The sequence below is a fragment of the Bifidobacterium asteroides genome (assembly GCF_003202695.1).
Taxonomy (GTDB): domain Bacteria; phylum Actinomycetota; class Actinomycetes; order Actinomycetales; family Bifidobacteriaceae; genus Bombiscardovia; species Bombiscardovia asteroides_G.
Genome location: NZ_QGLL01000001.1, coordinates 148,635 through 162,791 on the forward strand (window position 1 = coordinate 148,635; position 14,157 = coordinate 162,791).

Genomic DNA, 14,157 nt, shown 5'->3' on the forward strand with positions numbered 1-14,157 from the left:
ACGGAAAAAGAAAGCGGGTTGCATGTCTCGTCTGATCATCGTTTCCAACCGTTTGCCCATGTCATTGCAAGCACGGGAGGACGGCTCCTATACCCTGCGCCAGAACGTGGGAGGACTGGCCACGGCCATTGGCCCCTATCACCGTTCCCATAAGGACAGCCTTTGGATCGGCTGGAGCGGCATCGATCCTCAGAAGTACTCGGAAAAGGAGCTGGACCGCATCCGGCAGGCTTACCGGGAGAGCCGGTGCATCCCTATCTTCCTGAGCAAGGAGGAGCTGAACGGATACTATGCCGGCTTCTCCAACAACACCCTCTGGCCGCTCTTCCACGACTTCTCGCATGAGGCCGTCTTCCGCCAAGAGGACTGGGAGATGTACCGCAAGGTCAACATGCGTTTCGCACAGGTGGTAGAGCCGCTCATCCGCAAGGGCGACACCATCTGGGTCCAGGACTACCACCTGATGCTCCTGCCCAAGATGTTGCGCGAACGCTACCCTGACGCCTCCATCGGCTGGTTCCTGCACGTACCCTTCCCCAGCGCCGAGATCTTCCGCTCCCTGCCCTGGAGCCGCGAGATCCTTGAGGGCGTCCTGGGTGCCAACTTGATCGGCTTCCATACGGTGGATTTCTCAGCCAGTTTCCTGGCTTCGCTGCACAGGCTGCTGCCAGAACTGCCGGTCAACCGGGACGGCGTGGTCGAGATGCCTGACGGCCACCGCGCCGCCATTGACGCCTTCCCCATCGGCATTGACTACAACCTCTACCGGCGTACCGCCCACTCCAGTCTGGCCCGGGCCATGCGTCGAGGGATCGACGAGGTCTGCGGCAAGTCTCCGCGTCACCGCTATCGCACCTCGGTGACTGCCGAAGGGGTGGCGGCCAACGAAGCCGCCGCCTCGGACGCCAACTGGTGGAGCCACTACATGAAGGAGGACATCCCCGAGTCCACGCTGGCCAAGCAGGCGGCCTCCTCGGTGGGCAGCCGGTCCAACAAGGTCATCGTCTCGGTGGATCGGCTGGACTACACCAAGGGTCTGCCCGAACGCCTTCAGGCCTTCGGCCGCATGCTGGATAAGTACCCTGAGTGGGTGGGCCATGTCACTTACTACCTGCTGGCCACCCCCTCGCGCGAGGTCGTCGAGTCCTATCAGCGGCTCAAGGCCCAGGTGGACCAGCTGGTGGGCGAAATCAACGGCCGTTACTCCCTGTTGGCCTGGACTCCCATCCACTACATCACTCGTTCCCTGTCCATCAAGCCGGTCTGCGGAATCTACACTGCTGGCGACGTAGCCCTGGTCACTCCTCTGCGCGATGGGATGAACCTGGTAGCCAAGGAGTATCTGGCCTGTCACGACGGACGCGACGGCACGCTCGTCCTGTCGGACATGTGCGGGGCTGCCGATGAGCTGACCGATGCCTTCATCGTCAATCCTTACGACATCGACATGGTCTGCGAGGCCCTGCACAACGCTTTGGAGATCACCCCCGAGGAGTCCAGGCAGCGCAACATCCGCATGCAGGCCAGGCTCAAGGTGCGCACCGCAGCCAACTGGTGCACCTCCTTCCTTGACTCTCTGCGGCAGGTGTCCGCTCCCGGCATGACCGATAGGAGATTGCGCATGGATCACCATAACGCCATCGTTCGCCAGTGGGACGGCGCCCATCGCCGTCTGGTCCTGTGCGATTATGACGGGACGCTGACCCCGCTGGTTCGCCGACCTGAGCGGGCCAAGCCTACCCAGTCCCTCCGCCGCCTGCTGACCCAGGTGGGGAGCAATCCCGATGTGGACTTCCTGCTGGTATCCGGCCGGAGCCACCAGATCATGCAGGATTGGTTCGGCGACCTGCCGGTGGGGCTGATTGCCGAGCATGGCGCATGGAACCGCAACCTGCCTGGCAGCAGCTCGAACGAGTGGCAGCGGGCGCAGGGTCTGCCTGACTCCGATACCTGGCAGAAGGTGATCCGGCCCATCATGGAGGAGTCGGCTGCCAGGGTCCCTCACTCCTTCGTGGAGAGCAAGTCCGATGCGGTGGCCTGGCACTACCGGATGAGCGATGCCCAGGTAGCTGACCAGGAGCGCCAGGATCTGCTCCGTCGTTTGCGCGGCGTGGTGGTAGGCCTGGGGCTGATGATCATGGAGAATTCCAAGGTCGTTGAGGTTACCCCCGTGGCCACCAGCAAGGGCCAGGCCATCCTGCCCCTCGTCAACAGCGGCGACTATGACTTCATGATGGCCTTGGGCGACGATGAAACGGATGAGACCATGTTCGCGGTCATGCCTGACAAGGGCTGGACCATCAAGGTTGGACCAGGTCAGACCAAGGCGCGGTTACGGGTCAACGACCCGACCGCGGTCACTCTGCTGCTGGCCGATCTGGGTGCTGGCGTGGCCCGCGACTCTGATGAGCCCGTGGCCTCCCACGACTTCCGCGATGATCATACCGTGGTCGACGAGGCGCATGCCCAGCTCACTGACGATAAGTAAGGGAGGCGGCGGTCAGTCATTATCGCTGACTGCTGGTGAATGCCGATAACTTCATCGGCGCCTGCCAATGCTCGCAGCCCATCGGTGACAACCAGCGAGGATCGTCGGCAACTATTGGTCGCGGCGTTTTCGTTCGTCCTGCCGACCTATTATGCCCAGCTCGGTTGCCTTCGCAGCTGATCCCTCGGTTGCTTGCCTGTTCGTTGGCTTGGCTGTTTCAGCTCGACATCCACCTTCGTCTAGTCTCCGTCTGTTCAAATGAAAGGGTGCTTGCCAAGCTTTATTTTGGGTTTTGTTTTAGTTTTCCAGTAAGCTTGGGCGTCCACCATGTTGACAGCCGAACCCGTTGATCGGGCCCGGCCGACCATACTTGGAGCATGGATACTTCAATAATCACGGCCTGTCTTGAGGCCGATCATGCTGCTGATCTGCGCAATGCTGCCCGTCGTCTGGAAGGAGTGGCACGCCATACCCTTATCGAGCAATCCGATGACCTGGGCGCTCAGATCGGACATCGCGTTCTGCTCAAGCCTGAGAATCTGCAGTTGACCGGATCCTTCAAGATCCGCGGAGCGTACAATAAAGTGGCCTCGCTGAACCAGGATGAGCTGGACCGTGGCATCGTCACCGCTTCCGCCGGTAATCATGCTCAGGGTGTGGCTTTTGCCGCACGCAGCAGGGGTGCAAAGGCCACTATCGTCATGCCCCGGATTACGCCGCCGCTGAAGGTCGATGCCACTCGGGCCTATGGTGCCGAGGTCGTCCTGCAGGGTGAGGTCTTCGATGAAAGCTCTGATTACGCCCTCAAGCTGGCGCGTGATCGCGGCATGACCTTTGTCCCGCCTTTTGATGACTACGAGGTCATCTGCGGTCAGGGGACCATCGCTATGGAGATTCTTCAGGATGTGCCCGATGTCACCGATATCGTGGTTCCGCTAGGCGGAGGCGGGCTGGGTGCCGGTGTGGCGCTCGCCGTAAAGACCTTTAAGCCTGATGTCAGAGTCATTGGAGCCACTCCGGTCGGGTCTCCGGCCTGGCGTGAATCCCTGACGGCTGGTCACGTGGTTGCGGCGGATCGAATGACCACAGCCGCCGAGGGCGTGGCCGTCAGACGTCCCGGCGATCTGAACTATGCTCTGCTCAGCCGCTATATGGATGATCTGGTCCAAGTGACTGAAAGCGACATCTCCGAAATGATCCTATTCATGCTGGAGAAGCACAAGCTGGTGGTTGAGGCAGCGGGTGCCGTCTCCCTGGCAGCCCTGGGCCAGTTGGATCTGCAGTCCGATGTCTTCCGGTCGGCCCCGGGACCGCATGTGGTCGTCCCCATCATCTCGGGCGGCAACATCGACACGGTCACCATGGGTGCGGTCATCCAGCGGGGAATGATCTCCCGTGGGCGCATCATGCAGTTCGGCGTGGAGCTGCCCGATGTTCCCGGCCAGCTGGTCAAGGTGGCCACGGTTCTGGCCGATTTGCGCGCCAATGTAATCGAGCTGAACCATGATCAGTTCAAATCCTCCGGCCACTATGACAACGGCGTGCTCTTGGAGGTGACCGTGGAGACCAACGGTCCCGACCATATCACGCAGATCCTTGATACCCTGCGCAGTCGAGGCTTCCAGGTCCATCAGAACTACTGAGCGCCATGTCCCGATTGGGTCTGGTGCCCGGTGCCTGGTACCCGATGTTCTGGCGCAATGATAAACAATGATCATTGCCAGGAGAACAGTCAGAATGGCCGATGCCATCGCTGGGCTTGGCTGATGCGTCCTGCTGGTTCTTGCAGGGCACACTATGAATCTGCAGATCGTAGACCTGTCCTAGTAATCGTGCGGAGCGGTTGAGGAATCATCCCTGCCCGGCGATGGTCTTGTCGACGAGTTCGGGCAGTGCTTCTTCGATAGGTTCGTGGATGAGTCTGGTTGCCAGGGAATCGTATTGGGTCGAGCCCATATTCATGATGGTGATCGGCACGCCCGCCTGTGCTGCCACCGGCACCAGCGAAGCTGCCGGATACACTTCCAAGGTGGAGCCGATCACCCAGAACTGATCAGCCTGGCTGGCTAGCCTCATGCTCTTCTCCATGGCTCCTTCGGGCAAGGCTTGACCAAAGTAGACCACATCAGTCTTGATGATGCCGTCGCAAGGCATGTTGCCCTGGTAAGGCATGGGCTTGTGGCAGTGCGGGTCGGGCTCCTGATCAAGCTCGGCCATGATGTCGGCCGTCCGGTATGCCTGACCGCATTTCATGCAATGGGAGCTGCCGATGGTCCCGTGAAGGTTGACGATGACATCTGCGGAGTTGCCTGCTTTCTCGTGAAGGGCATCGAAGTTCTGCGTAGCCAGCAGGTTCAACATGCCTGCCTGCTCCAACTTGGCCAGTGCCTTGTGGGCTACTCCGGGCTGGGCTTTCCAGACGGGCGACTCCTTCTGCCACCGCCATGAATACTCCCGTTGCTTCCGGTCGCTCATGAACAGGTCCAGGTCATAGACGCTCATCTGATCTGGATGCTTGGTCCAAACCCCGTCAGGCCCGCGGAAATCCGGTATGCCGGCCGAGGTTGAGATGCCCGCACCGGTCAGTACTGCAATTGTTGTGCTCATATATCCGTCTTACCATTCGTCAACAGAATCCATGATCCGCCGACCAGCATGGTGCGCGAATGTGCAGCTACGTCAACATCCGTATTCGTGAAATGTGAATGACTACTGATCGAAGCTGCAAGGCGCACACCACTCCGATGTATGGCCTGCCTTGACCGCACTCAAAAAGGACCATGCTGACACGCCGATCCCGCTGTGGCACGAACAATGCTTTGTGAATAAAATGTGCGCGTAAAGCCGTAATGGCCCACTGAGGCCCCATCACCCAGAGGCTCACAAATAAAAAGGAGCATGCAACGACACGCCGCGTGAAGACTTGTTATTGCTGGTTTTGAGGGTCTTTTCGTAAAGGCCGAGTTGCGTTTTGACTGGTTGATGGTAAGTTTGTCTCTTGCTGCCCGGCAGTGATGAGGACTTTTCGGAGTGCTTGGATTTGTTGGTGTGGTGGTGGTTTGAGAACTCAAGAGCGTGTTTGTGCTACTTATAGCTTTTTGATTGCCAGTCCGATGCCCGCCCGGCTGTTGTCGGGTACGTGGGAGCGTTGTGAGGGGTGTCGGGGTTTTTCGTGGGTTGGTTTCCTCCTTATGGAAGCTGGCCCGTCAATTATTGATGTGAGTCGTTTCGGCTTCTTCATGGTTTTTTGTGGAGGGTTTGATTCTGGCTCAGGATGAACGCTGGCGGCGTGCTTAACACATGCAAGTCGAACGGGATCCGCCAAGCTTGCTTGGCGGTGAGAGTGGCGAACGGGTGAGTAATGCGTGACCAACCTGCCCCATGCTTCGGAATAGCTCCTGGAAACGGGTGGTAATGCCGGATGCTCCGCGCTGTCGCATGATGGCGTGGGAAAGGGTTTACCGGCATGGGATGGGGTCGCGTCCTATCAGCTTGTTGGCGGGGTGATGGCCTGCCAAGGCTTCGACGGGTAGCCGGCCTGAGAGGGCGACCGGCCACATTGGGACTGAGATACGGCCCAGACTCCTACGGGAGGCAGCAGTGGGGAATATTGCACAATGGGCGAAAGCCTGATGCAGCGACGCCGCGTGCGGGATGACGGCCTTCGGGTTGTAAACCGCTTTTGATTGGGAGCAAGCGAGAGTGAGTGTACCTTTCGAATAAGCACCGGCTAACTACGTGCCAGCAGCCGCGGTAATACGTAGGGTGCAAGCGTTATCCGGATTTATTGGGCGTAAAGAGCTCGTAGGCGGTTCGTCGCGTCTGGTGTGAAAGTCCATCGCTTAACGGTGGATCGGCGCCGGGTACGGGCGGACTGGAGTGCGGTAGGGGAGACTGGAATTCCCGGTGTAACGGTGGAATGTGTAGATATCGGGAAGAACACCGATGGCGAAGGCAGGTCTCTGGGCCGTCACTGACGCTGAGGAGCGAAAGCGTGGGGAGCGAACAGGATTAGATACCCTGGTAGTCCACGCCGTAAACGGTGGATGCTGGATGTGGGGCCCGTTCCACGGGTTCCGTGTCGGAGCTAACGCGTTAAGCATCCCGCCTGGGGAGTACGGCCGCAAGGCTAAAACTCAAAGAAATTGACGGGGGCCCGCACAAGCGGCGGAGCATGCGGATTAATTCGATGCAACGCGAAGAACCTTACCTGGGCTTGACATGTGCCGGACGGCTGCGGAGACGCGGCTTCCCTTCGGGGCCGGTTCACAGGTGGTGCATGGTCGTCGTCAGCTCGTGTCGTGAGATGTTGGGTCAAGTCCCGCAACGAGCGCAACCCTCGCCTCGTGTTGCCAGCGGGTCATGCCGGGAACTCACGGGGGACCGCCGGGGTTAACCCGGAGGAAGGTGGGGATGACGTCAGATCATCATGCCCCTTACGTCCAGGGCTTCACGCATGCTACAATGGCCGGTACAGCGGGATGCGACATGGTGACATGGAGCGGATCCCTGAAAACCGGTCTCAGTTCGGATCGGAGCCTGCAACCCGGCTCCGTGAAGGCGGAGTCGCTAGTAATCGCGGATCAGCAACGCCGCGGTGAATGCGTTCCCGGGCCTTGTACACACCGCCCGTCAAGTCATGAAAGTGGGCAGCACCCGAAGCCGGTGGCCCAACCCGTTTGGGGGGGAGCCGTCTAAGGTGAGGTCCGCGATTGGGACTAAGTCGTAACAAGGTAGCCGTACCGGAAGGTGCGGCTGGATCACCTCCTTTCTACGGAGATTATGAAATTCCTCTGCGTGGTCTGCGCGGGGGTCGTGTCTGCGGGTCCGGCTGTCTGGCCGGATGGCGTGGGCGTGCTGGCGTGGAACGGTCTTGAGGCTGTGGCATGGATGCGCTGTTGGGTTCCCGGATCGCCACCTTGTTTGGGTGGTGTTCCCGTCGCCCGTCTGGTTCCTGCGTGGGGTGTTGCCCCGTGGCGGGTCTTGGCGGCGCGCTGGTGGCTTGAGAACTGGATAGTGGACGCGAGCGGATGGCTGGCTTTGGGCTGGCTGTCTGCTGTATTGTTTCGTCCGAGCCTATGTTGTTAGTGGGTTCGGGTCGATCGTTTTGTGATCGTTTAGTGTGATGATTTGTCGTCTGGCAGTTCGCAGTTGTTGTTGTCGTGGCATGGCCTGTGGTCGTGTTGTCGGCAAGGGCGCATGGTGGATGCCTTGGCAGACAGGACCGATGAAGGACGCGTGGGGCCGCGATAGGCCTCGGGGAGCCGCCGACAGGGCTTTGATCCGAGGGTGTCCGAATGGGGTAACCCGCCGGCTGTTATGGGCCGGCACCGCATTCGTGCGGGGGGTACGCAGGGAAGTGAAACATCTCAGTACCTGCAGGAAAGGATATTCCGTGAGTAGTGGCGAGCGAAAGCGGATGATGGCCAAACCGGTGCCGTGTCAGACCCGTCGGGGGTTGCGGCATGGGTGTTGTGGGACTTGGCGTCCGGGCTCCGACGGGCCCGGCGGCAGTGATAAAGCGGCGTGTGAGGCGAACGGGATTGAATTCCCGGCCGTAGAGGGTGATGGCCCCGTAGCCGAAGCCGCGCCGCCTGCCGGTTCTTGTTCCCAAGTAGCGCGGGACTCGTGGAATCCCGTGTGAATCGGCCCCGACCGTGGGGTAAGCCTGAATATTCCTGTCTGACCGATAGCGTACGAGTACCGTGAGGGAAAGGTGAAAAGCACCCCGGGAGGGGAGTGAAAGAGTTTCTGAAACCGTGTGCCTACAATCCGTCGGAGCCTTTCGGGGTGACGGCGTGCCTATCGAAAAATGAGTCTGCGAGTCAGTGGTGCGTGGCGAGGCTAACCCGTGTGGGGCAGCCGTAGCGAAAGCGAGTCCGATAAGGGCGTTCCAGTCGCGTGTCCTGGACCCGAAGCGGGATGATCTAGCCCTGGGCAGGTTGAAGCGCGGGTAAGACCGCGTGGAGGACCGAACGGACCTGGGTTGAAAACCGGGCCGATGACCTGGGGCTAGGGGTGAAAGGCCAATCAAATTCCGTGATAGCTGGTTCTCTCCGAAATGCATTTCGGTGCAGCGTCGCGTGAGTGCCTCCATGGGGTAGAGCTACTGGATGCTTGAGGGCCCGTATCGGGTACCGACAGCAGCCAAACTCCGAATACGTGCGAGGTGTATCGCGGCAGTGAGTCGGCGGGGGATAAGCTCCGTCGTCGAGAGGGAGACAGCCCAGATCGTCGTCTAAGGTCCCTAAGCGCGTGCTAAGTGGGAAAGGATGTGGAGTCGCATAGACAGCCAGGAGGTTGGCTCAGAAGCAGCCATCCTTGAAAGAGTGCGTAACAGCTCACTGGTCTAGTGGTTCCGCGCCGATAATGTAGCGGGGCTCAAGCACGCCACCGAAGACGCGGCAGCGCAGTTTGCTGTGCTGGGTAGGAGAGCGTTCCGCGTGGGGCGAAGCGGCGGCGTGAGCCGGCCGTGGACCGCGTGGAAGTGAGAATGCAGACATGAGTAGCGAGAGGCGGGTGAGAATCCCGTCCGCTGGATGACCAAGGGTTCCGGGGCCACGTTCGTCGTCCCCGGGTGAGTCGGGTCCTAAGGCGAGGCCGACAGGCGTAGTCGAATGGATGAAGGAGTCGATATTCTCCTACCGGCGTCAAGCCGTCCAATCCAAGACGCGGAAGCATGCCCTTACCTGCTTCGGAGGCTGGTCTTCGGACCTGCCGATGTGGCGGGACCGGCGTGTGGATGCGTGGCGGGTAGCGCAGGAGTGACACGGAACGGGAGCCGGGCCGCGGTGGTGGTTATCCGTGGTCAAGCATGCGGCGCGTCGGGCAGGCAAATCCGCCCGGCATGAGCGCGAGGTGTGATGATGGGGGGTCTTGTGCCCCGAATCCGGTGTGCCGTTCCGTCGAGAAAAGCTTCGGCGTGAGGAGTGGCGCCGCCCGTACCCTAAACCGACACTGGTGGTCAGGTAGAGTATACCAAAGCGATCGAGCGAATCCTGGTCAAGGAACTCGGCAAATCACTCCCGTGCCTTCGGTATAAGGGAGGCCCCTGCCGGTGAGGCGCCTTGCGCGCGGAGCCGGTGGGGGCGGCACAGACCAGGGGGTAGCGACTGTTTACCAAAAACACAGGTGCATGCGAAGACGTAAGTCGCTGTATATGCACTGACGCCTGCCCGGTGCCGGAAGGTTAAGAGGATCCGTCATCCCCTTCGGGGGGGCAGCGGTGAATTCAAGCCCCGGTAAACGGCGGTGGTAACTATAACCATCCTAAGGTAGCGAAATTCCTTGTCGGGTAAGTTCCGACCTGCACGAATGGCGTAACGACTTCCCCACTGTCTCGACCAGGAGCTCGGCGAAATTGCAGTACGAGTAAAGATGCTCGTTAAGCGCAGAAGGACGAAAAGACCCCGGGACCTTTACTATACCTTGGTATTGGCGTTAGGTGCGGACTGTGTAGCATAGGCGGGAGGCTTCGAAGCGGGTGCGCCAGCATCCGTGGAGCCGCAATGTGAAATACCGCTCTGTCCTCATCTGGCCTCTAACCTCGGCCGGTCATCCCGGCCAGGGACAGTGCCTGGCGGGTAGTTTAACTGGGGCGGTTGCCTCCCAAAGAGTAACGGAGGCGCCCAAGGGTTCCCTCAGCCCGGTTGGCAATCGGGTGTTGAGTGCAATCGCACAAGGGAGCTTGACTGCGAGACCGACGGGTCGAGCAGGGACGAAAGTCGGAGATAGTGATCCGGTGCCGGCGTACGGACGCGGCATCGCTCAACGGATAAAAGGTACCCCGGGGATAACAGGCTGATCATCCCCAAGAGTCCATATCGACGGGATGGTTTGGCACCTCGATGTCGGCTCGTCGCATCCTGGGGCTGGAGCAGGTCCCAAGGGTTCGGCCGTTCGCCGATTAAAGCGGCACGCGAGCTGGGTTCAGAACGTCGTGAGACAGTTTGGTCTCTATCCTCTGCGCTCGTTGGAATCTTGAGGAGCCCTGCCCATAGTACGAGAGGACCTGGGTGGACGAACCTCTGGTATGCCGGTTGTCGCGCCAGCGGCACGGCCGGTTGGCTACGTTCGGATGGGATAACCGCTGAAAGCATCTAAGCGGGAAGCCCCCTCCAAGATAAGGATTCCATGAAGCCCTACGGCTTCTGAAGACCCCATGCAGAACACATGGTCGATAGACCGGACGTGGACACCCCGCAAGGGGCGAAGCCGACCGGCACTAATGGTCGAAGACAACACAACAACCCGCCCCCGTAAGGGGCGGCGGCATCAACCCTGCTGCGCATCCTGCCTGCGGCAATGAGCACGAACATTCGCAGGCGATCGAAACGAAACACGCGTCCGCCATCCGGTCCCCAAGCCGCCAGAAGCCCCCGATCCTTGCAAGGGGATCGGCAGAATTGAAGATTCGCGGCGGTCATGGCCTGGGGGAGACGCCCGGTCCCATTCCGAACCCGGAAGCTAAGACCCAGCACGGCAATGGTACTGCACCCGGAAGAGTGTGGGAGAGTAGCACACCGCCGCCACAACACCTAACAAAGGCCTCTGATGACACCCGTCACCAGAGGCCTTTCCACTTATGTCTCGCGCCCTATACTCTCTTTAGGCTCGCACTCGACAATGGCTGCCTCCCGGCACAAAGCATCAGGGGAAATAATAGACCACGGTTAGGCTGAGCATGAGAGATTATCCTGTACTTGTCTGCAATTGAAGATTTGAAGACACTAATGCGGTGCTTATGCTGATTTTATCGTCTGTCGTTTATGGTCCAGGACATCTAGAATGAGTAGCAACCGAATCAGGTACGCAAACAACTATGCGAAGAAAGCTGATGAGCATGGGCAAAAGAGTCATTCTTGTAGGAGCTACCGGCAGAGTAGGCGCTTTGACCTGCGAAGATCTGGTCAAAGCCGGCCACGAAGTGGTGGCCTGCGCACGAGGAGCCTCGCGGATTCCGGTCAGTCAGCAGGTGGAGCCCTTGACCTTGGACCTACATGACCCGCTCTCCAAAGTCACCGACGCATTCCGCAAATCGCATGCTGAGGTTGTCGTCTTCACCGCAGGCTCGCGAGGCAAAGACATCAACCAGATCGACGCCTTGGGGGCTCTAAAAACCATAGAGGCGGCAAAAGCGGTATGCATCACCAGGTATGTCATGCTGGGAGCCATGTATGCAGCAGACTGGCTGCGTTGGGAGCAGCCGCAGGTCAAACCAGCAATCGATGCTCTCGCTGACTATTACGTGACCAAGAACATGGCCGACCAGTACCTGATCAGTTCGGAACTGGACTACACCATCATCGAGCCGGGCAGTCTCACCGAGCAGGAGGGAACAGGGACCATTCAGGTAGAGCCAGATGGGCCTGGACCAATACCGATCGCCGACGTGGCACAATGCCTGGCTGACTGCGTCGACCTTCCCAAGACCTCAGGCAGGATCTACAACATCATCAAGGGCCGCACGCCCATCAGGCAGGCCCTAACCGCAAGCAGTGATTGAAACCCACCACGCTCCTTAAGAGAAGCGTCCGCCGACAGACTATGGCGTGTCTGCACTGCAGCGGGAATGGTACCTTGGTTGCAAGGCTTGCAGCTGTTGATCGCGAGCTGGAACGCGTTCCAGTGATCCTGCCGAAGGTGTGGATGGCTTGGAAGCATGGCGCATCTTAAGGAGGTCGTTGATGAATATCACCAATTTTCGTGATTTGGGAGGCATGCGGACCATTCACGGCCGCCAGGTTCGTCCCTGCAAGTTCATCAGATCTGGGCAGCTGGTGGGTCTGGATGAGCAGACCAAACAAGAGCTCGTCAATCGTTACCAGGTGACGCAGGTTGTAGATTTCCGCAGGCCTTTCGAGATAGAGGAGAGCCCAGACGATCGGATCGAAGGCGTGACCTTCACCAATATCGATCTGCTTGAGCAAAGCGGCACCAACAGTGCCAGCTTGGACGATTTCGCCTCCTTGGGTTCGGCTGACCAGGTCAACGGCCACATGCTGAATGTCTACCATGATCTCGTCATGAGTCATGCGGCCCAGCAGGGATATGGGAAGTTCCTGCGTATCGTCGTAGAGAACGTCCACGGGGCGACCCTTTTCCACTGTTTCGCCGGCAAGGATCGCACTGGATTCGCTGCGGCCCTGGTCCTCTGGCTGCTGGAGGTAGATGATGACCAGGTGTTTGCGGACTATCTGAAGACCAACGAGGAGCGGGTCGAGGCCAACAATCAATTGCTGAACCAATTCCGCGCACAAGGCTTCGATCAGGATTCGTTGGATGCGCTGCAGATTGCCCTCTGCGTCAGGAAGGAATACCTGGCTCATGCCCAACAAGCCATGATCGACGCCTACGGGGACGTCTTTACCTATGCGCGGCAGGCTCTGGGGTTCGGGTCAGACCAAGTAGATGCTCTGCGCCGCAATCTATTGGAATAGACATATAAGGCTGGATAAGCGGGGGCTTCACCATGGTCCCCGCTTGGTATATCTAAACTGACTGTCTTTCAAACACGCTGTTTCCAAGCTATGAACTGTCACCGTCTTACACCTGCCGGAAAATTCTGTCTTCTTCCTTCCTTGTTTATTGAGTTCGTACTTGGGCGATGATGAATAGTTTCTCGGGTATGGAAAGTCATTGGACAAAGTGTCAGCCACGACCTTCGCCCCAGGCGACCATATTCTTCTTGAATCCGGGACTACCTGGCAGGGACAGATACGCCCGAAAGGGGATGGGAACGACACGGGAAAATCGCCCTGGATTTCTATCCCCGCCAGACGGGTGGGCCTGCCTCGTATAAGGCGGCATGACGGCCTTTCATCAACGGCGGTGGGACTTATGGCTCGGGCTCCTTTAAAGGTATGTGCCAGGTGCGGTGCAGCTGACCAACCTGGAATACTGGACCATCAGGAACCTTGAAGTCACCAATGCCCCGGAACAGAACGACCGTGAGGGCTATAAGGAGTACGGTGACGCCCAGAGAGTCGGAATACTCCTGCTGGGGTTCTGGCAAGCTCTGGGATATCGGGTCCTTGGCTGATCAAGCGGCCACGGTAGAGCGGGGCTCAAGTGAGGCTTTGGGCGCCAAGCCTGGAACCTCGTCCAAGGCCACTGGCGACAAATGCCCATTCTGTGTCTCTTGTTCAAACAACCTTGCTCTGAAGCTGAAGAATTCGTCTTCGACCTCCTGCAACCGTCGTTTTCGGTCCAGGTCGATCCCTCCGCCTGTCCCGGTCAGACTGCCAGATCGAGAAGGCCAAATTACGGGTCTACCTGTTCAGGTTCGACATCAATAACAGCGCGGGGGCAGCGTAGTGGAACGGTTGAACAATATTGCTTTCTACATTGACGTATACAGGGCCGATTCGGGCTGGGGTCAGAGCATCCTTACCTGGGCCAACGGTCCTCTCAATACCGAGATGACCGAAGCCAACGATCAGCCACTGGCGGATTCGATGCTTTCTCGGTAGAGGGGGCCAAGCAGGCCTATGCCGACTTCCAGAGCGGCCTGTTGACCGTGCCCGCTGGGCATGAGCAAGCCTACCGATGAACACAGTCTGGCACTGTAGCTGCTTATTGCCGATATCTATATCAACTTCGGTGCAGAACGTTTCGGCTACCGCAAAGCCCGGGCAGGTTCCAGATTTGCAGGAAGAGGTCATGGCTGG

General features: G+C 59.1%; 6 protein-coding genes and 3 rRNA genes. 8 read left to right on the forward strand and 1 reads right to left on the reverse strand.

Translation table 11 applies throughout. From position 1 onward, the window contains the following. The first annotated feature begins 22 nt into the window (after positions 1 to 22). Positions 23 to 2,488 (forward strand): trehalose-phosphatase, encoded by a 2,466-nt coding sequence (gene otsB / locus DKK75_RS00530; protein ID WP_110451525.1) that lies wholly within the window; start codon positions 23 to 25, stop codon positions 2,486 to 2,488. Between the two features lie 377 nt (positions 2,489 to 2,865). Further along, positions 2,866 to 4,131 carry a threonine ammonia-lyase gene (gene ilvA, locus DKK75_RS00535; protein ID WP_110451526.1) on the forward strand — a complete coding sequence of 422 codons (1,266 nt, stop codon included), beginning with the start codon at positions 2,866 to 2,868 and terminating at the stop codon, positions 4,129 to 4,131. A 208-nt stretch (positions 4,132 to 4,339) separates the two neighbouring features. On the opposite strand, the gene DKK75_RS00540 is transcribed toward ilvA, so the two are convergent. After that, positions 4,340 to 5,095: a Sir2 family NAD-dependent protein deacetylase gene (locus DKK75_RS00540; protein WP_110451527.1), complete on the reverse strand. Its 756-nt coding sequence runs from the start codon at positions 5,093 to 5,095 to the stop codon at positions 4,340 to 4,342. Positions 5,096 to 5,734: 639 nt separating this feature from the next. Here DKK75_RS00540 and DKK75_RS00545 point away from each other — a divergent pair. The 6 genes from DKK75_RS00545 to DKK75_RS08115 all read left to right on the forward strand — a co-directional run bounded on the left by DKK75_RS00545 (position 5,735) and on the right by DKK75_RS08115 (position 13,529). Further along, positions 5,735 to 7,259: ribosomal RNA gene (locus DKK75_RS00545) — 16S ribosomal RNA — on the forward strand. Positions 7,260 to 7,667: 408 nt separating this feature from the next. Beyond that, a 23S ribosomal RNA gene (locus tag DKK75_RS00550) occupies positions 7,668 to 10,735 on the forward strand. A 167-nt stretch (positions 10,736 to 10,902) separates the two neighbouring features. Beyond that, positions 10,903 to 11,019: ribosomal RNA gene (gene rrf, locus DKK75_RS00555) — 5S ribosomal RNA — on the forward strand. Together the 16S, 23S and 5S rRNA genes form the textbook arrangement of a ribosomal RNA operon. A gap of 305 nt (positions 11,020 to 11,324) precedes the next feature. Continuing rightward, positions 11,325 to 11,993, forward strand: a complete 669-nt coding sequence (locus DKK75_RS00560; RefSeq protein WP_181414376.1) for an SDR family oxidoreductase — start codon at positions 11,325 to 11,327, stop codon at positions 11,991 to 11,993. 181 nt (positions 11,994 to 12,174) lie between these two features. After that, complete coding sequence (locus tag DKK75_RS00565) at positions 12,175 to 12,927, forward strand: tyrosine-protein phosphatase (RefSeq protein WP_110451529.1); 753 nt, start codon at positions 12,175 to 12,177, stop codon at positions 12,925 to 12,927. Positions 12,928 to 13,364: 437 nt separating this feature from the next. Further along, a complete protein-coding gene (locus DKK75_RS08115; RefSeq protein ID WP_181414377.1) occupies positions 13,365 to 13,529 on the forward strand; it encodes a hypothetical protein in 165 nt (54 codons plus the stop codon). The last annotated feature ends 628 nt before the right edge of the window (positions 13,530 to 14,157 follow it).

What these genes read in the sequence shown, in the direction of transcription:
- otsB (WP_110451525.1), top strand. Translation starts at nt 23, where the DNA reads ATGTCTCGTCTGATCATCGTTTCCAACCGTTTGCCCATGTCATTGCAA.
- DKK75_RS00560 (WP_181414376.1), top strand. Translation starts at nt 11,325, where the DNA reads ATGAGCATGGGCAAAAGAGTCATTCTTGTAGGAGCTACCGGCAGAGTA.
- DKK75_RS00565 (WP_110451529.1), top strand. Translation starts at nt 12,175, where the DNA reads ATGAATATCACCAATTTTCGTGATTTGGGAGGCATGCGGACCATTCAC.
- DKK75_RS00540 (WP_110451527.1), bottom strand. Translation starts at nt 5,095, where the DNA reads ATGAGCACAACAATTGCAGTACTGACCGGTGCGGGCATCTCAACCTCG.
- ilvA (WP_110451526.1), top strand. Translation starts at nt 2,866, where the DNA reads ATGGATACTTCAATAATCACGGCCTGTCTTGAGGCCGATCATGCTGCT.